Genomic DNA, 25735 nt, shown 5'->3' with positions numbered 1-25735 from the left:
GGCGTTTTCCGCATGCTGCGGCAGACTTGGTGCGGTGATCCCGGGGATTAGCAACCATTCGTTAAGATTCGGTTGGGTGGGCACGCTGTCGCCCCATCCTCCGCTGTCGTTCTCGCGGTCCGCGAGGACCCATAACCCCAGGGAGAAGTTTGTGCGCGAAGCTGGTAGCTCCGAGTCTTCTAACTCCGAGTCTTCGCAAAACTATTGCTGCGGCGCATGGGTCCCGGATCTGCGCTTCGCTTGTCCGGGACGAAGTCGAGAGTGGGGCGCCGGCTCAGGCTCACTCCAAATTCGTATTGAACTCGTATGATCTCTCCGGCCCCACCAGCGTGAACTTCAGCGCCGCACCGTCGGGCTTGACGCCCGGCGGCAATCCGTCGAGCTCGAAGGAAAATCGCTTCACGCCGGGCGGGCTGTGCTCGACCGGATCAGGAATCGGCAACGACCACTCGGGCGTCGGCCCTTCCACGAACAGATTGACCTTGCTGTTCTCGGGCGCAACGACGTCGACCACCACGTTCTTGGGCCCGTTGCGCTTGACCTCGCGGATGGTCAGCGGATTGGGATCGCCGATCGCGGCGGGCTTCGGCACGGTGTCGAGTGCCGTGCGCAGATTGGCATCTTCGGTCGAGGCGACGTTGTTGAAGCCGAGCTCGACATTGGCCTCGACCGGAATGCAGAGCTTTTCGCACACCGCGTAGTTGATCTCAGCGCGCAGCGTCACCGGCTTGTCGGCGGCCTTGGCGACGATGCGCAAGGGCAGCACGATCTGGTCGTGGTAGCCGATCGAATGTCCGCCCGCACCGTCGTCGAACTTCAGCGGTGCCGGCCACATCACGGTCACCGCTTCGACATTGTCCGACTTGGAGAAGTCGAACCGCGGTGGCACGCCGGAATCGCCGGGCATGCGCCAGTAGGTCTTCCAGCCGGGCTGGAGCTGGAACGCGATACCGCCGAGCAGCACCGCGCCGCTGCGCGATCCCGCGAGCAGCCGCACCGCGGAATGGCCGTCGCGCTGCCACAGTGATGCATCATCGGCATGGGCGTCCATCGCCAGCGACGACGCAAGCAAGGTTGTCGCGACGCCAATCGCCGCATGCAGGGGAACTCTTGTCAGCATGGCACGTCTTTACAGGGTCGTTTCGGGGCAAACCATTGAATTGCTTGTGATGGATGCACTTGAATCAGGTCCCTGCAAGCCTTGATTTGACAGCAGGGCGGCCCGACATCAGGATAGGAATTGAAACCGGAGTGCTTGATCCATGGCTCCCACAGGCAAGAGGACGGGCGAAAGCACCCGCAGCGCAGGCGTTGGGCTCCCCAGTTCGGCCGGTTATCTCGACGGCCGCCTTCTGATCGCGATGCCTGTGATGGGCGATTCCCGCTTCGAGCGCTCCGTGATTTATCTTTGTGCGCATTCGGCCGAGGGTGCGATGGGCATTATCGTCAATCATCCGGCCGGCAGCATCGATTTCCCGGAGCTGCTGGAGCAGCTCGGCATCGTCAAGAAAGGCGAGCACATCAAGCTGCCGCAAAATGCCGAAAGCATGAAGGTGCTGGCCGGCGGCCCGGTCGACACGGGCCGCGGCTTCGTGCTGCATTCCAGCGACTTCTACATCGAGCACGCGACATTGCGGATCGATGACGGCGTCTGCCTCACCGCGACCGTCGACATCCTGCGCGCGATCGCCAACGGCTCCGGCCCCAAGCACGCCATCCTCGCGCTCGGCTACGCCGGCTGGGCGCCGGGCCAGCTCGAGACCGAGATCCAGAGCAACGGCTGGCTGCATTGCGACGCGGATGCGGATCTGATCTTCGGCGACGACGTCGACGAGAAATACGGCCGCGCCTTGCGCAAGATCGGCATCGATCCCGGGATGCTGTCGAACGAGGCGGGGCACGCGTAGCGCTGTGATTGGCATAGCGAAGTCCTCACAGCCGTCATTGCGAGGAGCGAAGCGACGAAGCAATCCAGCCTTTGTCGCGGCGGCAGTCTGGATTGCTTCGCTTCGCTCGCAATGACGGAGTTTGTTGAGGCCGTCTCGCGCTCATCGCCGCCTCGCGTCCTTCGATCTCGTCCTATCCTCACCAGGACGGTCGGACCTACTCCGCCGCTTGCTGCTGAACCGTCGGCTCGGTCCCCGCCACCGTCGCCCTCCGCATGTCGCGGGGCTGGGATTGGTCATAGCGGCGGACGCGGTGCATGGTCTGGCGGTTGTCCCACATCACGAGATCATGCAGCTTCCATTTGTGGATGTAGACGAATTCTGCGTTGGTCGCGTGCTCGTTGAGATCGCGCAGCAACAGCCGTCCCTCCGGAACGCTCATGCTGACGATCTTGCCGGCATGCGATGAGAGATACAGCGACTTGCGGCGATGCACCGGATGGGTCCGCACCAGCCGCTGCAGCACAGGCTTGAACATCGCCTTCTCGTCGTCGGCATATTCGGTGAAGCCAAGAGATCCGCGCGAATACATCAGCGAGTGCTCGCAGACGAGACCGTCGATCTCGGCCTTGGTTTCGTCGTCGAGCGCGTCATAGGCCGCGCGCATGTCGGCGAATTCGGTGTTGCCGCCCTTCGGATTCACCACGCGCGCCGACAGCAGCGAGAATTTTGCCGGGATCGGGCGGAACGAGCTGTCGGAATGCCAAAGGCAATTGCCGAGATTGAACAAATGCGAGCGGCTGTCCTTCGGGAGCGGCTTGCCGTCCTTGCCGAGATTTGAGACGTCGTTGAGGCCGGACTGGAGCCGGTAGTCTTTTTCCTTGGTGACGGTGCCGCCGCGTGCATCCTCGCGCTGACCGAAATTGAGCGCAAAGGCCATCTGCTGCTCGTCGGTGATGTCCTGGTCGTGGAAGACGAGCACCGCATATTTGTCCATGGCGGACTCGACCTCGCGGGCCTCATCCGGTGTGAGAGGCTTTCGCAGGTCGAGGCCGGAAACCTCGCCGACAAAATGCTTCTGAAGCTGCCGGATGGCGATCGTCATGGCGTCTCTCCCGCGAACCGCGAGCGGTTGGCCCCGCTCTGTTCGTGAAAAAGCTACTCCCGCGCCGGTTGATGTCAACGCCCGGCCTGCATGGCTCTTACGCGTTATGGCTCTTATGCGTTCCGCGCCATCAACCCGCCGTCGACGGGAATGACCGCGCCGGTGAGGAAGGACGCCGCCGGCAGGCACAGGCTCAGTGTCATATGCGCGACCTCCTCGGGATCGCCGTAACGGCCGAGTGCGGTGCGGCGCTTGGCGTAGATGGTCTTGTGCTCCTCGGAGATGCGGTCGGTGATGGCGGTGCGGATCGGGCCCGGGCAGATGCAATTGACGGTGATGCCCTCACGGCCGAGCTCGACCGCGAGCGAGCGGGTCAGGCTGGCGACGCCACCTTTCGCGGCCGAATACGGACTGTGCAATGCGGTGGCGCCGAGCGCTTCGGTAGACGCAATATTGACGATGCGAGGGGATTTCGATTTGCGCAAGTGAGGCAGGGCGGCGCGGATGATGCGCGGATGCGCCGTCAGCATCACCGCGATGCCCTTGGCCCAGGCGTCTTCGTAAGCCTCGTCGTCGATCGCGACGCGCACGGAGATGCCGGCGTTGTTGACGACGACATCGAGCCCGTGGAAATGCGCGGCGACATCACCAACCACGCGCTTGATCTCGTCGCCGTCGGCGACATCGAGCCTCCATGCCTTCGCCGAACCGCCGCTCGCTGCAATCTCCTTCGCGACCGCTTGCGCGCCTTGCTCGTCATAATCGGTGACGGCGACGTTGGCGCCTTCAGACGCAAACACGCGCGCAGTGGCGCGCCCCATGCCGCTGGCTGCGCCGGTGACGAGAACGGTTAAGCCTTGCACGGAGCGGCTGAGCCGTTTGAACTCGGACATGCTGTTTCCTCGCGTCTCTTGTTTCTTGTTATGAGATTGACAAGGCTGGCATCGATCCGCAGACAGGTCAAACAAGCAAAACAAAAGGGGAGGCCGCGATGGCGAACGAGCTCGATTTCTCCGGCAAGCAGGTGCTGGTCGTGGGTGGTTCCAGCGGTATCGGCAACGGCATCGCGCAGGCTTTTCGCGCACGGGGCGCAGCGGTCGCGGTGTGCGGCACGCGAGCCCGGCAAACGGAATATTCGGTGGAGGAGGGCTCCGATCTCACCGGTCTTGCTTACGCGCAGCTCGACGTCAGCAATCCCGGTGCGATCGAAGCGTTCAAGCCGTCCTTCGAGCGGCTCGATATCCTGGTGCTCGCGCAGGGCGCGGTGATCTATCGCCGCGGCGAGTTCGAGATGGCCGGCTTCCGCAAGGTCGTCGAGGTCAATCTGATGAGCCTGATGGCGTGTGCGACGCGATTTCATTCCATGTTGCGGGATTCCAGGGGTGCGCTGATCATGGTGTCCTCGACCGCGGCCTATCATTCCACCATGGGCAATCCCGCCTACAACGCCTCGAAGACCGGCGCGGTCGGATTGACGCGGACTTTGGGCGAGGCCTGGGCCGAGGACGGCATCCGCGTCAACGGCATCGCGCCCGGTCTGGTCGACACCAAGATGACGAAGGTGACGACCGACAATCCCAAGCGGCTCGAAGGTGCATTATCACGCATTCCGCTGCGGCGATTGGGCACGCCGGCGGACATGGCGGGCGCGGCGCTGTTCCTGGCGTCAGCTCTGTCGTCGTACATTATTGGGCAAACGCTGGTCGTCGACGGTGGACTCATTCTCTAGGCGATTGGAACTGCGCTGCTCCTGATCGGTTACTCCGGCAGACCCCCGAGGAGGAGCATCATGGACAAGGACAGGATCGTCGGATCGGCCAAGGAATTCGCTGGACGCGCAGAGGGCGCCGTCGGTGATCTCGCTGGTGACGCACAGACACAGGCATCGGGCAAGGCGCGGGAAGCGGCCGGCACCGTGCAGAATCTCTACGGCCAGGCCAAGGACGCCGTTCGTGATGCCACGGACACTGCAGCAAGCTACGCCAAGGATGCCTATGACAACAGCGGCGAGACCTTTCGCGACGGCACGCAGGCGATTTCAAAGAAGGTGCAGGACAATCCGCTTGGCTCGCTGCTCATCGCCGGCGGCATCGGCTTTGCGCTCGCGCTTCTGATGTCGCGCCCCGCGCGTCGCCCGCCGCCGCGCTGGCGCTATTACGGCTAATAGCTGCTCGTCATTCCGGGGCGCGCGAAGCGCGAACCCGGAATCCATCGAGCCACCGTCAATGTCGATGAATGGATTCCGGGCTCGCGCCAAGAGGCGCGCCCCGGAATGACAATTTAGTTCAGAGTAACGACTACCGGATCACTTCCGCCGATCGCCCGACATTGCCTGGGGGGCGCGGAATCGCTGGGGGCGAATTTGGATTGCGCGGTCCTGGCGCCGGCGCCAATTGACGCGGCGGTGCTGACGGTGAGCCGAAGCCGAAGCCGAAGAAATCGCGAATTGACGGCGTCGCCTGTGCCGGCTGCTGCGGCGGCGTAGGTTTCTTCGGCGCGAGCGGCTTGGGCGGTGCGATCGCAGCGGCTGGACCCGGCGTGCCGGGAGCCGCAACGGCGCCGTCAGGCGTCGTCGCTGCCATCGGCGTATCGCCCTTGGCCTGCTCGCGACCGACTTCGCGGCGCGGCCAGGCATAATCGTCCGCACGGCCTGCGGGCGCGGCGAGCGGCTCGCCCTTCACCATCGTCTTCGCCGCGAGCGCATCGACGGCGGCGGGGCGCGTGCCCGGTCCACCCAGCAATTGATCGGTCGAGATCGAGGCCGCGACCAGCGGCACGATCGGGCCCGCGAGCGGCCGCGGCGCGGGCTTGCCGGGCTCGGCGCTGGTGTCGGGCGTCGCCGGCTCGCTCGGCAGCGCGATCGGGCCGGAGCGTCCCGCCAGCAGGCGCGTGATCTCGCGTTCGACATAGTGGGCGAGCTTGCGCGCGCCCGGCTTGGTGAAGTAGACGCCGTCACCGCTGCGCAGCTGGCGGATCTGGCCTTCGAAATCGGGGCCCTTCTGCAGGAAGCGGCCGGCTTCGTCGACAAAGCCATCCCAGACGTCGACATAGGTGATGCCGGCCTTGGCCGCGCCTTCGCGGTAGAGCGAATCCAGGAACAGCATGTCCGCGGTGCCCTTCGGCCCGCGGATCGCGGGCAGGCCGACCCAGAGCACCGGCACGCCCTTGGCCTTGAGGACGTTGGCGAGCTCCTCGATCTTCTTGCCGTAGAGCTCGACCCAATGGTCGTCGCGGAATTCGTAGAGGCCGTTCGGATTGCGCGCGGTCTTTTCGGGCGCGGCGGCCGGCGTATCGGCGTTGTCGGCGTCGTCCTGGGGCAGGTCGGTGTCAACCGGCTTGTCGTCGGGTTTTGCGGCGGTGTCGGGCTTGGCGGTGTCGGGCTTGGCGTCACCGGGCTTGGCCGGTTGCTTGGCGCGCGCGCCCTTGTCGTTCTTCTTGTCTTTGTCCTTATCCGCCGGCTTGTCGGGCGCAGCCTCGCGGATCGCGATGCGGTCGTTGAGGCCGAGCATGACGACGATGACGTCGGGCTTCTCGGCCTCCAGGATGCCCTTCGCGGCCGCCGTCCAATCCGAGGGCTCACCCTTCGGCTGATACCTGATCAGGCCGGACGTGGTCTTGTGCTTGCGGATCACGCCCATGTCGGGCTGTTCGGTGTAGGCGTCTTCCAGGCCGTAGGCGAGCCAGTCGGCCATGGCGTCGCCGATCACCAGCACGTTCTTGTCGGGAATGGTGTCGCGTTTGGCGGGCGACGGCGCGCGTGAAAAATCCTGGCGCGGGGCCTGCGGCTGTTGCTGCTGGAACGGCGCGAAGAAATCGCCACCGAACCATCCGCCGCCACCACCACCTTGGCGCGGCGGCGGGGCCTGGCGTTGCGGCGGGCCGCCGAAGCCGGGGAAGTTGAAGAACTGCGCCGAAGCCGGTCCCGCGATCGAGACCATGATCGCGAGCGCCGTCCCCAGCGCGATCAACGGGCCGGTCTCGGTCAGCGCCTTGAAAAAGGATTTTGGCTTCGACATGCGATCTCGGGCGCGCGCAAAGGGCTCTGGATTTGGCTCAATATAATAACGGAATCGGGCGCCAAACGGGCAAATTCTCTTGCAGATTCTTGGGGCAAACCACCGCCGATCGGCCAAAATCCCGCTTCAGGGTTACTTTCGGCGCGATTTCACCGCCCGCGCAGCCGGTCCAGCACGTCGGAGGAGGCGAACCCGTCCGCAGGCACCCCGATCGAGGCCTGGAAGTTGCGCAGCGCGTCCCGGGTCTGGCCGCCGAACTGGCCGTCCGGGGTGCCCTTGTAGAAGCCGCGCTGGGCCAGCAGCTGCTGGAGTTCCAGCCGCTCGCCCCTCGACAATTCCCGCTCCTGCCGCGGCCATGGCTGCACGAAGGGCTGGCCGCCGCGCAAGCGGTCGGCGAAATGGCCGATCGCCATCGCATAGGCCTCGGCCGGATTGTACTTCATGATGACCCGGAAATTCTGCAGCATCAGGAAGCCGGGGCCCTGCGCGCCGGCCGGCGCCAGCAGATAGGCCTTTTCCGCCGGATGCGGGAAAGGCTGGTTGGTTGCGCGCTTGAGCCCCAGCTTTTCCCATTGCGCGATCGTCATCGCCTTGGCGCGATCGGCCAGCATGTAGTTGAAGCCCTGTGGCACCACGACCTCAAAACCCCAGGTCTGGCCGCTCTGCCAGCCGTCCTTCTTCAGATTGTTGGCGGTGGAGGCGATCAGGTCACTCGGGTTGTCGACGACGTCGCGCCGTCCGTCGCCGTCGCCGTCCACGGCGAAGCGCTTGAACGCGGTCGGCATGAACTGGGTCGGGCCGAACGCGCCGGCCCAGGAGCCGCGCATCTGCTCCGGGCGCAAATCGCCGCGGTTGAGGATCTCCAGCGCCGAGAGGAATTCGTCCTTGAAATAGGCCTGGCGGCGGCCGACACAGGCGAGCGTCGCGGTCGATTGCAGCACGCTGCGGTCGCCCATCTGTGTCGAATAATTGGACTCGATACCCCAGATCGCCGCGATGATGTAGCGGTCGACGCCGGTTGCCTTCTCGGTCGCGTCGAACTGCGCCTTGTACTTGGCGAGCACTTCCTTGCCCTTGGCGAGCCGGTTGTCGTTCACGAGGATGTCGAGATAGTCCCAGATCGATTTGGTGAACTCGGGCTGCGAATCCATCAGGTCCATGATGCGCAGATCGGGCGAAAGGCCCGCAGTGAAGCGCTGAAAATTCTCCTGCGTGATGTTGCGCCGTGCGGCATCAGGCCACATCCCGGCAACGCAATTGTCGAAATTACCAGCCGCCTCGCGGATCGCGGCTGCCGTCATCAGCGGATGGCCGGAGGCGCCGTCCTCGCCGCTCCAAGGCTGAGCTCCCGTTTGGACGCCACCCGGTCCGGGGGCGGGTTGCGAAGGCGCCGGGTTCGAGCCGGAGAAGATGCCGCCGAACAGGTTCGACAGGCCGTTTTGCCCTTGCTGTCCTTGAGCCTGCGCGGCCACGGGGAACAGGAGCGCGGCCGCGAGCATTGTCGCGCCGGTCAAAGATAAAGCTGCCGCTGTCACCAATTGCCTCATGTCGCACCCGTCCGGCCAAAAATCAGCCATCAGGAGGCCTCGTTACGGTTGCCAATATCTTAACAAAGGTGAAATTCTGCTGGTCACCTTTTTCTCGAATTCCAGGAGACCGAGCCCTACATCCGCCTTTGTTACCGGCTGCAAAACGGCTAGCAAGATGCCATTGCTCCTATCACGTGCGCCCCAAGGTATTCGATCAATCACATGAAAATCCGCAAAGCTGTATTCCCCGTCGCCGGCCTCGGCACCCGCGTCTTGCCCGCCACCAAGGCGATGCCGAAGGAAATGCTCACCATCGTCGACAAGCCGCTGATCCAGTACGTCTATGACGAGGCGAGGGAGGCCGGCATCGAGCACTTCATCTTCGTTACCGGCCGCAACAAAAATGTCATCGAAGATCATTTCGACAAGATGTTCGAGCTCGACTCGACGCTCACTGCGCGGGGCAAGAAGGCCGAGCAGGAGATTTTGGCGCAGAACCAGCCGGAAGCCGGCGCCGTCAGCTTCACCCGCCAGCAGGCGCCGCTCGGCCTCGGCCACGCGGTCTGGTGCGCGCGCGATATCGTCGGCAACGAGCCGTTCGCGGTGGTGCTGCCCGACGAGCTCGTGCTCAACACGCCCGGCTGCCTGAAGCAGATGATCGAGACCGCCAGCAAGCTCGGCGAAAAATCCAACGTCATCGCGGTCGAGGCGGTGCCCGACCATCTCACCCATCAATACGGCATCTGCGGCGTCGGAAAACGCACCGGCAAGATGTTCGAGGTCGACGGCATGGTCGAGAAGCCGGCCAAGGGCACCGCGCCCTCCAACCTCTCGATCACCGGCCGCTACATTCTCCAGCCCGAGATCTTCAAGATCCTGGAGACCCAGGAGCGCGGCGCCGGCGGCGAGATCCAGCTCACCGACGCCATGATCGGTCTGGCCAAGTCGCAAAAGTTCTACGGCGTCGAATTCGAGGGCGAGCGCCACGATTGCGGCTCCAAGCCCGGCTTCCTCCGCGCCAACATCGCCTACGGCCTCAAGCGGCCGGAATTGCGTGATGGCCTGATCGCTGAGATGAAGAAGTATTTGGGGCAGTAGCCGCGCCCCTCGTCATTGCGAGGAGCGAAGCGACGAAGCAATCCAGACTGCTGCTTCCGAGGAGGAAGTCTGGATTGCTTCGCTTTGCTCGCAATGACGGCGAGAGAGCCGGGCCTCACGCCACCAGCGACAGCTTCGGCAGGCTCGCCACCACCGACTGATTGCGGCCGCCGGCTTTGGCCGCATAGAGCGCCTTGTCGGCGGCGGCGACCAGCACGGCCCAGTCCATGCCGCTGGTGGGCGCGAGGCTGGCGATGCCGCAGGAGACGGTCGATCCCGCGCCGCCGTCGGACCAGCCCAGCACCTTGGCCCGGATGGTCTCGGCGATCTTGAAGGCGTCGGTGGCGGACGTGTTCGGCAGCAGCACGGCGAACTCCTCGCCGCCATAGCGCGCGGCGCAGTCGCCGGCGCGGCGCACCGAATCGGAGATGCAGATGGCGATGCCGACCAGCACCTGGTCGCCGGCCTGGTGACCGAAGGTGTCGTTGTAGGCCTTGAAGTGATCGGCATCGATCATCAGCAGCGCGACCGGCGTCTTCTGACGCACGGCGCGGCGCCACTCGCTGTCGATGACATGATCGAACTTGCGGCGGTTGCGCAGGCCCGTGAGCGCGTCGGTCGTCGCCATCTCCTCGAGCTTGCTCTCGGCATCCGCACGCCGGCCGATCTCGCGGGCGAGCACGATGGCCGAGCCCAGCACGAACAGTGCGAGCACCAGAACCACGGCGCCGATGCGAAGCGCTTCCCTCTGCCACAGCGCGAACACCGTGCTGAGCGGCTTGCCCGCTACCACGAATAGCGGGCCGGTGTCATTGCTGCGCGCATAGAGCCGCGCGGTCGGATCGACCGGGCCCTGTCCCGCAAACGAGCCGCCGACGCGGAGATTGTCGGCCTTCCAGGCCTGGCTGTCGTTCAGATTCCTGCCGATGATGTCGAGATCGAACGGCCGCCGCATCATGATGGTGCGGTCGCGCCTGAGCACGGTGATGGTGTCTTCGGGGTCGAGGGTCAGCCGCTCGAACAATTCGTGGAAATAGGTGAAGCGGATCGAGCCGGCGACAACGCCCAGGAAGCCGCCGTCGGTATCGCTGAGACGCCGGCTCAGCACGATGGAGTAGGCGCCACGAAACAGCATCGGGCGGCTGATGAAGAGGCCGACATTGGGATTGTCGCGGTGGACCGTGAAATAGTCCTCACTGCCGCGATTTTCAGGAACCGGGTCGAGCGTCGAGGCGTCGATGGTCAGATTGCCGTCCGCATCGAACACCTGGATGGCGCCGAAATGCTTTGCGGTCGTGGCGTGGTCGAACAGGATGAGCTGGCGGATCGGCTTCGAGACCGTGTTGATCTCGGGCAGCAGCATGTTGCTGGCCACCGCCTTCAGGGACAAATCGTAGATATCGATGTTGCGGCTGATGTCGGCGTCGATCGAGGTCGCCAGGTTTTCCAGCGTCTGGCGAGCCAGCGCCTCCTCGCCGCGGCGCATGTCGAGCATGACGTTGACGCAAATGGCGGAAAAGCCGATCACCGTCACGACGGACGAGATGATCAGCAGCTTTGCCGAAATGCGCCACGGCCGGCGGGCCGTGGTGTTGCGCCATGCAGACAGCATCCTTTGCTCCCGACAATAGTGGATGCGCCTGAAAGCTTGCGTAGTGTTTAAGCCGCGACGGCGCTGCTGCAATCAGTTAAGGATTGGTTTCCGCGTGCCCTGCTTTTGAGCAGATCAGATCGCGGGCAAAGGGATAGAGGACGGCGGTGAACGATTACGACGCGCTACGCGATTACCTGCTGCGGCAGAAGCAGATGGAATTCACGCTGACCTTCGAGCAGATCGAGGAGATCATCGACGCGGCCCTGCCGCGCGCGGCGAATCGTGCGTCTTGGTGGGACACCTCGCGCAGCCCGGATATCCAGATGCCGCAGCGCGAAGCCTGCCTCGCCGCGGGCTTCAAGGCCACGCGGATGCCCGACGGCCAGACGGTGCGGTTCACGAAGCTGAAGAAGGACGGGCGGCGATAGCGTGGCGAGTGGCCGTCTCTCCCAATCCAACAGTCTCGTAGGGTGGGCAAGCGAAGCGTGCCCACCATTTTTGTCGCTGTGTTCGATCGATGGTGGGCACGGCGCAAGTGCGCCTTTGCCCACCCTACGGCACCGGATTCGCGGCGAGATCAGCTTGCCGCTTCGAGCCGCACTTCGGTCAGCAGCCGCATCGCCGCGTCCGCGTCCATGGGCTCGCCGAAGGCGAAGCCCTGTGCGTATTCGCAGCCCAATTGGTACAGCTCGACCGCGTCGGAATCGGTCTCGGCGCCTTCCGCCACCACGTCCATGCCGAGATCATGCGCGAGCGCGATGATCGACTTCAGGATCACCGGCCGCGTGCCGCGATTGGTGGTGCGGACAAAGGACTGGTCGATCTTGATGGTGTCGAACGGGAAGCGCTGCAGATAGGCGAGCGACGAATGGCCGGTGCCGAAATCGTCGAGCGATAGTCCGGTTCCGAGCTCGCGGATCCGCGTCAGCATCTGTGCTGCGTGCTCCGGATTCTCCATCACCAGCGATTCCGTCAATTCCAGCTTCAGCGTGCCGCGCGCCACCGAGGAGCGCGACAGTACGGTGCGGATGTCGTGGATCAGGTCGTGGCGCAGCAACTGCCGCGAGGAGACGTTGACACTGGCGAAGATCGGCTCGCGCGAGCGCATCGCGCGCTGCCAGATCGAGAGCTGCTTTGCGGTCTGGTCGAGCACGAACATGCCGAGGTCGACGATCAGGCCGGTCTCTTCCGCGATCGTGATGAATTCCGACGGCGCCATGCGACCGAGCTTCGGATGATCCCAGCGCGCCAGCGCCTCGAAGCCGGCGACCGAACGGTCCTCCAGCCGGACGATCGGCTGGTACAGGATGGTGAGCTCCTGCCGCTCGATGGCGCGGCGCAGCTCGCTCTCCAGCGTCAGGCGATCGGTCTTCCGCGCCCGCATCGCGGACTTGTAGACGTCGATGCGATCGCCGCCGATGCGCTTGGAATGATACATCGCAAGCTCGGCGTCCTTGATGATCTCGTCCGTCAGTTGAACTTGCGGATCGGAAAGGGCCAGTCCGATCGAGGCGGTGAGGAAAATCTCGCGGTCGTTGAAGGCGATCGGCGCGCGGATGGTCTTGCGGATGGTTTCGGCGAAGGCGGTGATGCGGGCCGGGTCCTGCTCCGACAGCAGGATCAGGCCGAACTGGTCGCCGGCAAGCCGCGCCAGCGTGTCCTGCGGCTTCAGGATGCGGGTGAGGCGGCGTGCGAGCGTCAGCAGGATGGAATCGCCGACCGCGATGCCGACGGAATCGTTGACCTGCTTGAAGCGGTCGAGGTCGATCACCATCAGCGTCGGCCGCAGCGTCGGCATCGACTTGGCGAAATGCGCGACCGCACCGAGCCGATCCATGAACAGCTTGCGGTTGGGCAGGCCGGTCAAATTGTCGTGCACGGAATCGTGCAGCAGGCGTTCCTCGGCGTTGCGCAGCTCAGTGACGTCGGTGAGCGTGCCGACCACGCGGGAGACCTCGCCATCCGAGCCGACCACCGGGCGCGCCTTCAATGCGAACCACATGAAGTGGCCGTCGGGGGTACGCAGGCGGAAATCCTGCACCAGCCGGCCGCGGCGCTGGTCGAGCACGCTGTCGAGCGCGGCACGGAAACGATCCTGGTCGAGCGGATGCAGCACCTCCAACCAGGAAGCCGCGGGGCCTTCCAGCGTGCCGCGCTTCAGCCCGAGCAGCGCTTCCGTCTCGGGGCTGGTGAAAACCTTGTCGGCGGAAACGTCCCAGTCCCAGATCAGATCGCCGGAACCGGCCAGCGCCAGCGCGCGTCGCTCGATGTCGGAGACGACGCCGGTGGTGGCGCCGCCGCCGGCGAAGGCGTGCTGCATCACCGTGAAGCCGATCAGCATCACGATCAGCACGAGGCCGCCGAGCAAGGCGGGGCCGACGATGTCGTTGGTGACGGAGCCGGCCACCGTCATGCCGGCCGCGACCACCCAGACCACAAGGAGGAACCAGGTCGGGATCAGCAGCACCGCGCGGTCGAAGCCGTGGGTCGAGAGATAGACGATCAGCGCGAAGCCGGCGAAGGCGATCAGCACCAGCGAGATGCGCGCGATGCCGGAGGCGACGGCCGGGTCGAACAGAGCCAGCGCAACCAGCGAGCCCAGGAACGCCAGCCAGCCCACCGTGATGTGGGAATAGCGCACATGCCATCGACTGAGGTTGAGATAGGCGAACAGGAACACCAGCAGCGTCGCCGCCAATATCGCTTCACCCGCCGCGCGCCAGATGCGCTCGGCGTTGTTCGACATGTCGAGCACCTTGCCCCAGAAGCCGAAATCGACGCCGATATAAACCAGCACCGCCCAGGCCAGCGCCGCGGCGGCCGGGAACATGATGCTGCCCTTCACCACAAATAGAATCGTGAGCACGAGGGCGAGAAGCCCGGAGATGCCGATCACGATGCCCTGGTACAGCGTGAACGAGTTGACCTTATCCTTGTAGGCTTCCGGCTCCCACAGATAGAGCTGCGGCAGCTTGTCGGTGCGCAGTTCCGCGACGAAGGTGACGACGGCACCCGGGTCGAGCGTGATGCGGAAGACGTCGGCGGTGGGGCTTTCCTGCCGCTCTGGCCGGTCGCCGGTCGAGGGCGTAATGGTCGCGATGCGCGACAGCCCGAGGTCGGGCCACAACAGCCCCGACGACACGATACGGTAATGCGGCGCGACGATCAGACGGTCGAGCTGGTCGTCGGTGTTGTTGGCGAGCGCGAACACCACCCAGTTCTGGCCGCCTTCACGGGCGCGCACCTCGATGCGGCGGACGATGCCATCGGTGCCCGGCGCTGTGGAGACCTGGATGCGGTCGGCATCGCTGCGCTGATGCTCGAGCACGCCTGTGAGGTCGATCGCGGGCGCATCGCCGCGGACGCTGACAGCGTCAAGCGCGCGTACAGGCGACGCGGCGACAAGAATCATGAGGCCCAGCGCGATGGGCGCGAGGCACCTGATCAGACGCAAGGTCAGTTCTCCGCGTTCGACGCAAACTCGTGTGCAAGACGATTTCATACCGAACAGAAGTGGTTCGGCGCGTCGCGATAGATGCCACGAAAGCGAGGAAAATCAAAGGGTTTCCGCCCGGTTTGGTGGGCCAGCGGCCTAGACCTCCAACACAATTTTGCCAATATGTGCGGAGGTCTCCATGCGCCGGTGCGCGTCGGATGCCTTTTCCAGCGGGAAAGAGCTGTCCATCAGCGGTTTGACCCGGCCTTCGCGCAAAAGCGGCATCACTTTCGCTTCAATAGCGGCCACCATCGCCGCCTTGTCCGCATTACTACGGGGGCGCAAGGTCGAGCCGGTATGGGTCAACCGCTTCACCATCACCTTGGCGATGTTGACGCTGATCTTGGGGCCGTTGAGGGTGGCGATCTGCACGATGCGGCCGTCGACCGCGGCGGCGTCATAGTTGCGGTCGACATAGTCGCCGGCGACCATGTCGAGGATCAGATTGACGCCTTCCTTGTTGGTCTCTTCCTTGACCACGGCGACGAAGTCTTCGGTCTTGTAATTGATGGCGCGGTCGGCACCGAGCTTGAGGCAGGCGTCGATCTTGTCCTGCGATCCCACGGTGACGAACACCTTCGCGCCGAACGCCTTCGCGAGCTGGATCGCCATGGTGCCGATGCCGGAAGAGCCGCCATGGATCAACAGCGTTTCGCCGGCTTTCAGCCCGCCGCGCTCGAACACATTGTGCCAGACCGTCATCAGGGTTTCCGGCAACGCGCCGGCTTCCCTGATCGACAGCGCCGGCGGCACGCTCATCGCCTGGGCATCCTGCGCGATGCAGTACTGCGCATAGCCGCCACCCGCGACGAGCGACATCACCTTGTCGCCGATCTTGTGCTTTTTGGCGTTGCTGCCGACCGCCACCACCTCACCCGCGATCTCGAGACCGGGCAGGTCGCTGGCGCCGGGCGGCGGCGGATAGGCGCCGGAACGCTGCGCCACGTCGGGCCGGTTGACGCCGGCGGCCTGGACCTTGACCAGGATCTCATCGGGACCGGGCTGCGGCAGTGCCCGTTGTTCCGGCACCAGCACCTCAGGTCCGCCGGGCTTGGAGATGGCGACCACGGTCATTCGCGCGGGCAGCTTGTCCATGATGTGTCCTTGAGCAAAGGTGCGAGGAGGAACGAGGCCTTTGATTAGCCAGCGCGGTCCGGGCTGGCAACCGCCTCGGCCGTGTGGTCCGGTCCGCGGACGCAGGAGGAACGACGATGCCGACGGAAGACGACGACCGCCCGCGCAAGAAGGTCACCCACGAGATCGGACAGGACCTCTCACTGTTGTCAGTCGAGGAACTGACCGAGCGCGTCGCCCTGCTGCAGACCGAGATCGCAAGGCTCGAAGAAGCCGCCACCAAAAAGCGCGCCTCGCGCAATGCGGCGGATAGTTTTTTCAAGAAGTAACGACCCGTCATTCTACTCCGGAGCATTCTACTCCGGAGCGACAATTCGAATGGGACGCGTTCCGATCGGCGCGCCGGTGGCGCGGTCGATGGTGACGGGGTCGATCTCGGTTCCGGCCTCGGCGTCGAAGAACCGGGTGACATCCTTTCCCCCGCCGCGGTGTTTCCGTCCCCACGCACCGAACGCGAACAGCACCGGCAGGAAGTCCTCGCCAGCCGCGGTCAGAACGTATTCGTCGCGCGGTGGCCGCTCCGAGTAGCGGCGTTTCTCCAGGAACCCTTCCTCGGTCAAGGTGGCCAGCCGGCGGGTCAAAATCGTCGGAGCAATACTCAGGTTTTTCCTGAATTCGTCGAACCGGGTGAGCCCGGCATGTGCGTCCCGCAGGATCAGGATGCTCCAGACGTCCCCCACGAGCGCGACGCACCGGGCGATCACGCAGGGTTGATCTGACAACTTGGCCATGTCCGTATCTTTTCGATAGTTAATTACTATTGAATTGATAGTAACATCCAACGCATCGATATTCCACGACAAAATGAAAGCGAAGCCAATGAGCAAGACAACACGCGGCGTTGCACTGGTCACCGGCGCCTCCTCCGGCATCGGGCTCGCGACGGCCCGAGCGCTCCGGCGCGACGGCTACCGGGTCTTCGGAACCAGCCGGAAACCGGCCGCCAACACCTCGGACGGGGTGACGATGCTGGTCTGCGACGTCACGGATGATGCCTCCGTACAGGGTCTGGTCGACGACGTCGTGAGCCGCGCAGGGCGGATCGATCTCCTCGTCAACAATGCCGGGATTGGACTTCTCGGCGCTGCGGAAGAGTCCTCCACGGCACAGGCCAAGGCATTGTTCGACGTGAATGTGTTCGGCGTGGTGCGTCTGACCAATGCGGTCCTGCCCGTGATGAGACGGCAGCGTGCGGGCCGGATCGTCAACCTCAGCTCCATCCTCGGGTTGATCCCCGCGCCGTACAACGCTCTTTATGCATCGACCAAGCATGCGCTCGAAGGATACTCGGAATCGCTCGACCACGAAGTGCGAACGCACGGCATCCGCGTCGTGCTGGTGGAGCCCGGCGCCACCCGCACCTCATTCGAGGAAAACCTGACGCGGGCGGATCATCCGCTGGCAGCGTATGACGCTGTGCGCGCCGACGCGGAGAAGCTGATGCGCGAGATCGTCGAGACGGGAGATGCAGTGGAGGTGGTCGCCGATACGGTCGTGAAGGCGGCCAATGCGGCAACGCCCCGACGACGCTACACCGCGGGAAAGGTGGCGAGGCAGGTCAGCCTGATGCGCCGCTTCCTGCCGGAATCCTTCGTCGACAAAGGCCTTCGCAAATACAACAAGCTTCCGCTCGAACTGACGCCGCCGGCGTCTTCGACATCGGCTGCGCATCAAGCCTCTTGAGAATGCACTCGTCCACTGACCGACATGGCTAACGAACCCTCAAAAAATTCGTTCGTTTACGGTCGATTAAGCTTTTCACTTTATGACTGGAACTGTCCTCGTTTGGACACCGAGTGGCTCCTGTCCACTCTGTTTGACGCCTCCCTGTTATCAACTTTCAAAGCCGCCGGTTTTCCGGCGGCTCTTTTTTCGTTTTTCGGCTCTCACTCCGGTTGAATTTCGAGGAATGACCCGCGGAAACCATATCCGCGCTTGCCGCTGGACTCGGCGCTTCCCCCGCGCAATGATTTGTTCATCATAAGCCGGCGCCAAAGCCGGACGGGTAAACAGTTGCGTAAGGGGCGTTAACCATGGAACGTTTGCAGGCCGACGGCGCTCTCGTTCAACTCAGCGAGCGGTTCACCAATTCTGCGGCGTTCGGCGCCCTGTTCCGCGAAGGCATGGATCTCGTCGAAGAGACCGCCGCCTATCTCGACGGCGCCGGCCGCAACGAGGCGAAGGCGCTCGATCGCGCCGTCAGCCTCACCTACGCGACCGAGAGCATGCGCCTCACCACGCGCCTGATGCAGCTGGCTTCGTGGCTGCTGCTGCACCGCGCGGTGAAGGAAGGCGAGATGACGCTGGTGCAGGCCAACCGCGAGAAGACCAAGGTCAAGCTCACTGCCGCCGATCCCGGCCCCGCCGACACCATCGAGAAGCTGCCGTCGTTGCTCCAGGAACTGATCCATCGCTCGATGAGCCTGCAGACCCGCGTCCGCCGCCTCGACACCACCATCCACACCCCGCCGGCCGAGCTCCCCGCGATCGGCAACCCGCTGGTGCCGCATCTCAACGCGCTGAAGGCCGCGTTCGAGCGGTAAGTTTCAATCCGCGCACTTGATGTTGAACCGTCACCCTGAGGTGCTCGCCTCTTCGGCGAGCCTCGAAGGGCGACGGCCCGGCCGCGTCCGTGGCCGTTCATCCTTCCCGGCCTCCGCTTCGCTCCGGCACCTCAGGATGACGGATCTGAAAACAAAAACGCCCCCGGTCTCCCGGGGGCGTTTTTCGTCTCCAGCCTTGCGACCGGATCAATCCTTTTTGAGGAAGCCCGAAAACTTCTTCTGGAAGCGCGAGACGCGGCCGCCGCGATCCATCAGCTGGGCGTTGCCGCCGGTCCAGGCCGGGTGCGACTTCGGGTCGATGTCGAGGTTCAGCGTGTCGCCTTCCTTGCCCCAGGTGGAGCGGGTCAGGTACTCGGTTCCGTCGGTCATGACGACCTTAATCGTATGATAATCCGGATGAATTTCGGCTTTCATGGCAATTCCTAGGGCGCCCGGCGCCTTGCTTGAGTGGCTATCGAATGACGGATTTGGCCGGGTCTATACCTCACGGGGGGCTCTAAAACAAGCCATTGTGGGAACAGCAGAACCGGGCCGTCCCCTAAGGGACATCCCGGATTTGCCTCGCCCCTTGCCGCGGCCTATGTGGAGCCAACGTCTCTCTTTTGGTCGGATCCCATGAGCGCAGTAGAACGGCTTGAAACCGGGCCGGCAGAAGTCCCGTCGATCGAAGCCGAGCTGATCGAGCAGCCTGAGAAGGGCCGCGCCAAGCTGCGACCGCTGATGGCGCTCGCGCCCTACGTGGCCCGTTATCGCGGCCGGGCGGCGCTCGCCTTTGTCGCGCTGACGGTTGCCGCCCTCACTACGTTGCTGGTGCCGGTCGCAGTGCGCCGGATGATCGATTTCGGTCTGACGCCGGAAGGCATCGCGCTGATCAACAGCTACTTCTCGGTGATGATCGCGGTCGTCGCCGTGCTCGCGCTCGCGAGCGCGTCACGCTACTACCTCGTGATGACGATCGGCGAGCGCATCGTCGCCGATCTCAGGCGCGACGTGTTTGCGCATCTGCTCTCGCTCTCGCCGGCCTTCTTCGATTCCGCGCGCAGCGGCGAACTGGTGTCGCGGCTCACCGCCGACACCACGCAAATCAAATCCGCGGTCGGCGCTTCCGTGTCGATCGCGCTGCGCAATCTCATGATGTTCTTTGGCGCGGCCGCGATGATGGTGATCACCAGCCCGCGTCTCTCCGGCTTCGTGCTGCTTGCGATTCCCCTGATCGTGTTGCCGCTGGTCGCCTTCGGGCGCTGGGTGCGGCGGCTGTCGCGCAATGCCCAGGACACGCTGGCCGACGCGTCCGCCTACGCCGGCGAGCTGGTCGGCGCGATCCGCACCGTGCAGGCCTATACCAGCGAGGGGCTGGCCGCGAAGCGTTTCGGCGGCGAGGTCGAGCAGGCCTATGAGGCGGCGCGCACCTCGACCCAGGCCCGCGCGGTTCTCACCGCCATCGTCATCTTCATCGTGTTCGCGAGCGTGGTCGGAATCCTCTGGATCGGCTCGCATGATGTGCTGACCGGCGCGATCACGCCGGGGCGGCTCGGCCAGTTCGTGCTCTATGCGGCCTTCGCGGCCGCAGGTCTCGGCCAGCTCAGCGAGGTCTGGGGCGAGGTGTCGGCGGCATCAGGCGCTGCCGAACGCCTGTTCGAGATTTTGCACGTGCAGCCCGACATCAGGGCGCCCGCATCGCCGCGCGCGTTGCCGGTGCCCGGCCGCGGCGAGGTCGGCTTCGATCGCGTCAGCTTCTCTTATCCGGCGCGGCCCGACGTCAACGTGCTCGACACCGTGTCGTTTGCGGTGCGGCCCGGCGAGAAGGTCGCGATCGTCGGCCCGTCCGGCGCCGGCAAGAGCACGATCTTCCATCTGCTGCTGCGCTTCTACGATCCGCGCAATGGCGCGATCTCGCTCGACGGTGTCCCGGTGAAGTCTGCCGACCCGCGCGATTTCCGGTCACACATCGCCTTGGTGCCGCAGGAATCCAACGTGTTCGCCGCCAGCGCGCGCGAAAACATCCGCTTCGGCCGGCCCGATGCGACCGATGCCGAAGTCGAGCGTGCCGCCGAGCTCGCGCATGCCACCGAGTTCATCCGCCGCCTGCCCGAAGGTTTCGAGACCCCGCTCGGCGAGCGCGGCGTGACGCTCTCGGGCGGCCAGCGCCAGCGCATCGCGATCGCGCGCGCCATCCTGCGCGACGCGCCGCTGTTGCTGCTCGACGAAGCCACCTCCGCACTCGACGCCGAAAGCGAGACGCTGGTGCAGACCGCGCTCGAAGAGCTGATGAGCCATCGCACCACCCTGGTGATCGCGCACCGCCTCGCCACCGTGCTGTCCTGCGACCGCATCCTGGTGATGGACCAGGGCAAGATCGTCGAGCAGGGCACGCATGCCGAGCTGGTTGCGGCGAACGGGCTCTATGCCAGGCTGGCGCGGTTGCAGTTCGAGGGGGCGTGAGGCGTCGCTGATCTCACGGGCACTTCGGTGAGCCCATCGGCACATTCGGCCACGGCCAGTTCTTCCAGCTGCCACCCTCGCCGATGCAAGGCGACCCGCCGTTGGCCGGAGCCGGGCTGTCCGTCGGAGCAGAAGTGCTCGTCGGCTCGCTTGCTGTCTTGGGCGGCGGCGCGAGACGCTGGTCGACATAGATCGTCGACACATAGCCGGCGACGATGACGCCCAGAAGGACCGAAGACCCCTTGGCCAGATCGTTCAGCCGCATCGATCTTCTCCATCTGCTTGTTGGTTGCCACGACTGGCAACCGCGTCGGGCCTCGCCGTGACACCGGTCACGGCCGCCATATCATCTTCAGCACGGGCCGGCCCGAGGTCGGGTTCACGTCCTCGCCGGCGTGCGCGAAGCCGTTGCGCTCGTAGAAGCGGATGGCGCGGCTGTTGTCCTTGTTGACCAGCAGCGTCACGCCCGATGGGGACAGGCGCTTGGCCTCAATGACCAGCAGCCTTGCCGCGTCCGAGCCCCAATGGGCGGGATCGACCACGAGCTGGTCGAGATAGCCGTCGCCGTCGATGGTGACGAAACCGGTCAGCGCGCCGTCCTGTTCGGCAACCACGATCGCGGCCTTCGGCACCAGCTCGTTGCGCCAGCGCTCGCGCCACCAGTCCACCCGCGCGGCGAAATCGATCTGCGGATAGGCCTGCTGCCAGGTGCGGTGCCAGAGGTCGATCGTTGCCGCTTCGTCAGCGTCCACGTAGCGGCGGAGGTGGAGCGCGCTCACTACCGCTCCGTCAGCTTCAGCTCGATGCGGCGGTTACGCTTGTAGGCGTCCTCGGTGTTGGCGGTGTCGAGCGGCTGGAATTCGCCGAAGCCGGCGGCAACGAGGCGCTGGGCGGGCACGCCGAGCGTGATCAGATATTGCACCACCGAGATCGCGCGCGCCGCGGACAGGTCCCAGTTCGACTTGAAGTTCGCGCCGCTGACCGGCCGCACGTCGGTGTGGCCGTCGACGCGCAGCACCCAGGCGATCTCGGCCGGGATCTTCTTGTCGAGCTCGATCAGCGCGGCGGCGACGGTGTCGAGCTCGGCGCGGCCCTCGGGCAGCAGCGTTGCCTGACCGGTGTCGAAGAACACTTCGGACTGGAACACGAAGCGGTCGCCGACCACGCGGATATCAGGACGGTTGCCGAGAATGGCGCGCAAGCGCCCGAAGAACTCCGAGCGGTAACGCGACAATTCCTGCACGCGCTGCGCCAGCGCGACGTTCAGGCGTGAGCCGAGATCGGCGATGCGGTTCTGCGATTCCTTGTCGCGCTTCTCGCTGGCGTCGAGCGCCTCTTCGAGGGCTGCCAATTGCCGGCGCAGCGCGCTGATCTGCTGGTTCAGCACCTCGATCTGCGCCAGCGCCCGCGCCGAGACCGCCTTCTCTGAGTCGAGCGCCTTGCCGAGCTCGGACGTCTTGCCTTGCGCGTCGTTGCCGGCGGCAGCTAAGCCGTCATAGAGGCCCTTGATGCGGTCGCGCTCGGACTCGGCCGAAGCGAGGCCGGCCCTCAATGACGAGACCTGGTCGTCGAGCGTGAGCTTGCCGAGCTTCTCCAGCGACAGCAGCTCGTTGAGCTGGGCGATCTTGGCGTTGAGCTGCTCGAGCGCCTTGTCCTTGCCGGTGACCTCCTGCGACAGGAAGAACTGCACGACTAGGAACACAGACAGCAGGAACACGATCGACAGCACCAGCGTCGACAGCGCGTCGACGAATCCGGGCCAGTAGTTGAAGGCGCCTTCACTGCGGCGGCCGCGGGCTAGAGCCATGCTCGCCTCTCAAATGCTGATTGCTTAACTCTTCTCGGGTTGACGCGCGATGCGTTCCAAGAGGCGGCGGATCTCGCGGTTCTGCTCGCCCTGGCCGTCGGCCCATTCGCGGATCATCTGCTGCTCGGTGCGCATGTGCGAGACCAGTGCCTGGATCGCCTCGGCGAGGCTCGCCATCGCCGCGGTGGTGCCGCGGCTGGCGCTGCCTTCCTCGAGCACGCCACGCAAGCGCTCGACCGCGGCCTGAAGCTCGCCGCTGGCAACCCCGCCACCGCCGGAGGCTGCGACCGCAACCTCGCCGTTGCCGTACTCGCGCACGGTGGTGGCGAGCCAGTCTTCGAGGTCGGTGTAGAAGCGGTTCTGGGCCTGGCTCGATTGCAGGTCGAGGAAGCCGAGGATCAGCGAGCCGGCGAGGCCGAACAGGGAGCTCGAGAACGAGATGCCCATGCCGCCGAGCGGGGCGGCCAGGCCCTCCTTCAGCGTGTCGAACAGCGCGCCGGAATCACCGCCGACCTTGAGGCCGTCGATCACCTTGCCGACCGAGCCGACCGTCTCGATCAGGCCCCAGAAGGTGCCGAGCAGGCCGAGGAAGACCAAGAGGCCGGTCATGTAGCGGGAGATGTCGCGGGCTTCGTCCAGGCGGGTCGCGATCGAATCGAGCAGATGCCGCATCGTCGTCTGCGTGATCGACATCCGTCCGCTGCGTTCGCCGCCCAGGATCATCGCCATCGGTGCCAGCAGCTTGGGATGCCGGGCCGGCGCCAGGCCGGGGTCGGCGATGCGGAAATTGTTGACCCAGGACACCTCGGGATAGAGCCGGATCACCTGGCGGAAGGCCAGGATGATGCCGATGAACATCACGCCGCCGATCAGGGCATTGAGCCCGGGATTGGCGAAGAATGCCTGGATGATCTGCTTGTAGAGCACCACGCCGACCAGTGTGCACAGCACCAGGAAAACCAGCATCCGCACCAGGAAGACGCTGGGGGAGGATAGTTTTGTGTACTCGATGTCGAGGGAGGAGCGGGGCGAGGCGCCTGACGGCATGGCCGGTATCATCCGTTACGAAGCTTGCTTGCATCCGTACTATGGCACAGCGCTCGCCCAAAAAAAGCGCCGGATGTGCGGATTTCGGGGAGGTGTGGGGAACCCACAGCTGAAACCCGGCTTTGAGACAGACGTATTTTGCAAAACGTCGGCATTCCACAGGCTTAGGTCGGATTTTTTGCATGGCGATGTTTCTTGGGGGACTGGCGGCCATCGCGTTCTCGCTCGCGCTCCTGATGGGGTTCGCCTGGGTTGTGCGAGAGCGCACCGGCAATTCCGGCTGGGTCGATACGATCTGGACCTTTGCAGAGGGGCTGGTCGGCGCCGGCAGCGCTCTGTGGCCGCTCGCCATCGAGAAGGAATGGCGCCGGAGCGGCACGCATTATCAGCGCACCGCAATCGACTGGCTCGCCAAAGTCGATGCGCATCGCGATGCGATCGAAGCCTCCTTGCGCAACGTCTATGGCGACGAGACCTATTTGTGGATGCGGCGCTGGCGCTGGTTCTTCCTCGCCACCGCCGGCCTGTTCGGCTACGCCAACGGAACGGAGTGGGGCGTGAGCCACTATCGGATGAAGGCGGCCTCCTGATTGCGATGTTCTGTCGCAGCGTGCAACGATGGAACCCGACTCACAATCTGGTGAGTCCCAAAAATCAGCCTGAACTCAGCGCGATAGCGCGTGTGACATTGAGCCGCCGCGCGATCCGTTGCGCCGCAGCAAGTCCCCTCTATTTTGATCGCATCAGCGGCGCTGAATTGCCCAGAACGGGCGTTGCGCGAGACGCGAGATAAGTTTCAACAATTTTGGGGCACCCCACTTCATGTCAGGACTTCGAGCGCGATCGGCATGCGTTGCAATGATGCTCGCGGCCTTTGCGCCGCTGCTAGGCGCGTGCGACGAATCCTCTTCCGCCGTCTCCGCTGCCCAACCCTCCGAACCCGATGTCAGCATCGTCACCGTCAAGCCGCAACCGCGCGCCGTGGTGCGCGAGCTGCCGGGCCGGATCTCGCCGACGCGTGTCGCCGAGGTGCGGCCGCGCGTGTCGGGCATCGTGGTCGAGCGGCTGTTCCGCCAGGGCAGCGAGGTGAAGGCGGGCGATGCGCTCTATCGCATCGACCCGCGTCCGTTCGAGGTCGAGGTGATGGCCAACGACGCGGCGGTCGACAAGGCCGAGGCCGCCTTGATGCAGGCGCAGCAGCAGGCGCGCCGCATCGCGACGCTGACCAGCCAGCGCGCCGCGCCCGAAGCCGAGAACGAAAAGACCATTGCCGCCGAGCGACAGGCGCAGGCTGAAGTCGAAGGCCGCAAGGCCGACCTCGCGCGCGCCAAGCTCAATCTCGATTATGCCACCGTGCGCGCGCCGATCGACGGCGTGGTCGGTGCCGCGCTGGTCAGCGAAGGCGCACTCGTGGTGCAGAACGAGACCAATCTCGCCACCGTGCAGCAGCTCGATCCGATCTATGCCGATTTCACGCAGTCGGTCACCGAGCTCAATCAGCTTCGCCGCGCTTTCGAAAACGGTGACCTCGATCGCATCGAGTCCGATGCCGTCAAGGTGCGGCTCGTGCTCGACGACAACACCATCTATGGGCTCGACGGCAAGCTGCTGTTCTCCGAAGCCAAGGTCGACGCCCATACCGGCCAGGTGACGTTGCGCGGCGAATTCCGCAATCCCAAGCGCGAGCTGCTGCCGGGCATGTATGTCCGCGTGCGGCTCGACCAGGGCCTTGATTCCGATGCGATCGCGGTGCCGCAGCAGGCGGTCCAGCGCAATGGCGGCGGTGGCAGCGAGGTGTTCGTCGTCAAGGACGACAACCGCATCGTCGTGCAGCCGGTGCGCACCGGCTCGGTGCAGGATGGCGTCTGGTTCGTCACCGACGGCCTCAAGGCCGGCGACAAGGTCGTGGTCGAGGGTTTTCAGAAGTTCGCGGCCGGCGACAAGGTCAGGCCGCAATCCTGGTCCGAAGCCGAGGCGAGCGCGGACAACCGGCACGCCCTCAAGGTCGCGCGGTAAC

The 25735-nt window shown here is 64.7% G+C and carries 24 protein-coding genes and 1 pseudogene; 11 read left to right on the top strand and 14 right to left on the bottom strand.

Annotation, left to right across the window (positions count from 1 at the left end):
• Window positions 1-280: 280 nt before the first annotated feature.
• Window positions 281-1120: a protein-disulfide reductase DsbD domain-containing protein gene (locus K3F49_RS22060; protein ID WP_234683058.1), complete on the bottom strand. Its 840-nt coding sequence runs from the start codon at window positions 1118-1120 to the stop codon at window positions 281-283.
• A gap of 142 nt (window positions 1121-1262) precedes the next feature.
• On the opposite strand from K3F49_RS22060, the gene K3F49_RS22055 reads away from it, so the two are divergent.
• The gene (locus tag K3F49_RS22055; protein WP_234683057.1) at window positions 1263-1907 is read left to right on the top strand and encodes a YqgE/AlgH family protein; all 645 of its coding nucleotides are present in this window, start codon (window positions 1263-1265) and stop codon (window positions 1905-1907) included.
• Window positions 1908-2103: 196 nt separating this feature from the next.
• Here K3F49_RS22055 and K3F49_RS22050 read toward each other — a convergent pair whose 3' ends face one another.
• Window positions 2104-2991, bottom strand: a complete 888-nt coding sequence (locus K3F49_RS22050; protein ID WP_234683056.1) for a TauD/TfdA dioxygenase family protein — start codon at window positions 2989-2991, stop codon at window positions 2104-2106.
• Between the two features lie 113 nt (window positions 2992-3104).
• Entirely contained in the window at window positions 3105-3884 is a 780-nt protein-coding gene (locus K3F49_RS22045) for an SDR family NAD(P)-dependent oxidoreductase (RefSeq protein ID WP_234683055.1), read from the bottom strand.
• A 98-nt stretch (window positions 3885-3982) separates the two neighbouring features.
• On the opposite strand from K3F49_RS22045, the gene K3F49_RS22040 reads away from it, so the two are divergent.
• On the top strand, window positions 3983-4720 hold the full coding sequence (locus K3F49_RS22040) for an SDR family NAD(P)-dependent oxidoreductase (RefSeq protein ID WP_234683054.1): 738 nt from the start codon (window positions 3983-3985) through the stop codon (window positions 4718-4720).
• Window positions 4721-4780: 60 nt separating this feature from the next.
• Window positions 4781-5155 carry a CsbD family protein gene (locus tag K3F49_RS22035; protein ID WP_234683053.1) on the top strand — a complete coding sequence of 125 codons (375 nt, stop codon included), beginning with the start codon at window positions 4781-4783 and terminating at the stop codon, window positions 5153-5155.
• Window positions 5156-5288: 133 nt separating this feature from the next.
• Here K3F49_RS22035 and K3F49_RS22030 read toward each other — a convergent pair whose 3' ends face one another.
• Together K3F49_RS22030 and K3F49_RS22025 are read right to left on the bottom strand one after the other, a co-directional pair.
• Window positions 5289-7007, bottom strand: a complete 1719-nt coding sequence (locus K3F49_RS22030) for an SGNH/GDSL hydrolase family protein (RefSeq protein WP_234683052.1) — start codon at window positions 7005-7007, stop codon at window positions 5289-5291.
• 149 nt (window positions 7008-7156) lie between these two features.
• Entirely contained in the window at window positions 7157-8521 is a 1365-nt protein-coding gene (locus K3F49_RS22025; protein ID WP_234683051.1) for a lytic murein transglycosylase, read from the bottom strand.
• Between the two features lie 237 nt (window positions 8522-8758).
• Between K3F49_RS22025 and galU the strand changes: the two genes are divergently transcribed.
• Window positions 8759-9634, top strand: coding sequence for a UTP--glucose-1-phosphate uridylyltransferase GalU (galU, locus tag K3F49_RS22020; protein WP_234683050.1), 876 nt, complete (start codon window positions 8759-8761; stop codon window positions 9632-9634).
• A 115-nt stretch (window positions 9635-9749) separates the two neighbouring features.
• On the opposite strand, the gene K3F49_RS22015 is transcribed toward galU, so the two are convergent.
• Window positions 9750-11246 (bottom strand): GGDEF domain-containing protein, encoded by a 1497-nt coding sequence (locus K3F49_RS22015; protein WP_234683049.1) that lies wholly within the window; start codon window positions 11244-11246, stop codon window positions 9750-9752.
• A gap of 146 nt (window positions 11247-11392) precedes the next feature.
• Here K3F49_RS22015 and K3F49_RS22010 point away from each other — a divergent pair, with 146 nt between their 5' ends.
• Window positions 11393-11656: a DUF7662 domain-containing protein gene (locus tag K3F49_RS22010; RefSeq protein ID WP_234683048.1), complete on the top strand. Its 264-nt coding sequence runs from the start codon at window positions 11393-11395 to the stop codon at window positions 11654-11656.
• 149 nt (window positions 11657-11805) lie between these two features.
• Here the strand turns inward: K3F49_RS22010 and K3F49_RS22005 are convergent, their stop codons facing one another.
• Together K3F49_RS22005 and K3F49_RS22000 are read right to left on the bottom strand one after the other, a co-directional pair.
• The gene (locus K3F49_RS22005; protein WP_234683047.1) at window positions 11806-14682 is read right to left on the bottom strand and encodes an EAL domain-containing protein; all 2877 of its coding nucleotides are present in this window, start codon (window positions 14680-14682) and stop codon (window positions 11806-11808) included.
• Between the two features lie 138 nt (window positions 14683-14820).
• Complete coding sequence (locus K3F49_RS22000) at window positions 14821-15819, bottom strand: NAD(P)H-quinone oxidoreductase (protein ID WP_234683046.1); 999 nt, start codon at window positions 15817-15819, stop codon at window positions 14821-14823.
• A gap of 116 nt (window positions 15820-15935) precedes the next feature.
• Between K3F49_RS22000 and K3F49_RS21995 the strand changes: the two genes are divergently transcribed.
• The gene (locus K3F49_RS21995) at window positions 15936-16127 is read left to right on the top strand and encodes a DUF1192 domain-containing protein (RefSeq protein ID WP_234683045.1); all 192 of its coding nucleotides are present in this window, start codon (window positions 15936-15938) and stop codon (window positions 16125-16127) included.
• A gap of 27 nt (window positions 16128-16154) precedes the next feature.
• On the opposite strand, the gene K3F49_RS21990 is transcribed toward K3F49_RS21995, so the two are convergent.
• Window positions 16155-16589: a winged helix-turn-helix transcriptional regulator gene (locus K3F49_RS21990; RefSeq protein WP_234683044.1), complete on the bottom strand. Its 435-nt coding sequence runs from the start codon at window positions 16587-16589 to the stop codon at window positions 16155-16157.
• A gap of 88 nt (window positions 16590-16677) precedes the next feature.
• Here K3F49_RS21990 and K3F49_RS21985 point away from each other — a divergent pair, with 88 nt between their 5' ends.
• Window positions 16678-17541: an oxidoreductase gene (locus tag K3F49_RS21985; protein WP_234683043.1), complete on the top strand. Its 864-nt coding sequence runs from the start codon at window positions 16678-16680 to the stop codon at window positions 17539-17541.
• Window positions 17542-17891: 350 nt separating this feature from the next.
• On the top strand, window positions 17892-18401 hold the full coding sequence (rcdA, locus tag K3F49_RS21980; RefSeq protein ID WP_234683042.1) for a protease adaptor protein RcdA: 510 nt from the start codon (window positions 17892-17894) through the stop codon (window positions 18399-18401).
• A 207-nt stretch (window positions 18402-18608) separates the two neighbouring features.
• Here rcdA and rpmE read toward each other — a convergent pair whose 3' ends face one another.
• On the bottom strand, window positions 18609-18836 hold the full coding sequence (rpmE, locus tag K3F49_RS21975; RefSeq protein ID WP_027530154.1) for a 50S ribosomal protein L31: 228 nt from the start codon (window positions 18834-18836) through the stop codon (window positions 18609-18611).
• A 201-nt stretch (window positions 18837-19037) separates the two neighbouring features.
• Here rpmE and K3F49_RS21970 point away from each other — a divergent pair, with 201 nt between their 5' ends.
• Window positions 19038-20864 (top strand): ABC transporter ATP-binding protein/permease, encoded by a 1827-nt coding sequence (locus tag K3F49_RS21970; RefSeq protein WP_234683041.1) that lies wholly within the window; start codon window positions 19038-19040, stop codon window positions 20862-20864.
• Window positions 20865-20877: 13 nt separating this feature from the next.
• Here K3F49_RS21970 and K3F49_RS21965 read toward each other — a convergent pair whose 3' ends face one another.
• The 4 genes from K3F49_RS21965 to K3F49_RS21950 form a co-directional block, all read right to left on the bottom strand.
• Complete coding sequence (locus K3F49_RS21965; RefSeq protein ID WP_234683040.1) at window positions 20878-21129, bottom strand: hypothetical protein; 252 nt, start codon at window positions 21127-21129, stop codon at window positions 20878-20880.
• A gap of 67 nt (window positions 21130-21196) precedes the next feature.
• On the bottom strand, window positions 21197-21643 hold the full coding sequence (locus K3F49_RS21960) for a GNAT family N-acetyltransferase (RefSeq protein ID WP_234683039.1): 447 nt from the start codon (window positions 21641-21643) through the stop codon (window positions 21197-21199).
• Window positions 21643-22671 carry a peptidoglycan -binding protein gene (locus tag K3F49_RS21955; protein WP_234683038.1) on the bottom strand — a complete coding sequence of 343 codons (1029 nt, stop codon included), beginning with the start codon at window positions 22669-22671 and terminating at the stop codon, window positions 21643-21645. Before K3F49_RS21955 ends, K3F49_RS21960 begins: the two co-directional genes overlap by 1 nt.
• 24 nt (window positions 22672-22695) lie before the next feature.
• Entirely contained in the window at window positions 22696-23718 is a 1023-nt protein-coding gene (locus tag K3F49_RS21950) for a flagellar motor protein MotA (RefSeq protein ID WP_234683037.1), read from the bottom strand.
• A 347-nt stretch (window positions 23719-24065) separates the two neighbouring features.
• Between K3F49_RS21950 and K3F49_RS21945 the strand changes: the two are divergent.
• Together K3F49_RS21945 and K3F49_RS21940 are read left to right on the top strand one after the other, a co-directional pair.
• A pseudogene (locus tag K3F49_RS21945) lies at window positions 24066-24308 on the top strand (SAM-dependent methyltransferase); the annotation flags it as partial.
• 232 nt (window positions 24309-24540) lie between these two features.
• A complete protein-coding gene (locus tag K3F49_RS21940) occupies window positions 24541-25734 on the top strand; it encodes an efflux RND transporter periplasmic adaptor subunit (RefSeq protein ID WP_234683036.1) in 1194 nt (397 codons plus the stop codon).
• The last annotated feature ends 1 nt before the right edge of the window (window position 25735 follow it).

Origin of the sequence: Bradyrhizobium monzae, assembly GCF_021458635.1 — a bacterium.
In the GTDB taxonomy this organism is placed as follows: Bacteria; Pseudomonadota; Alphaproteobacteria; order Rhizobiales; family Xanthobacteraceae; genus Bradyrhizobium.
The sequence above is the reverse complement of the archived record's forward strand: the minus strand, read 5'-3'. Positions and strand labels throughout refer to the sequence as shown.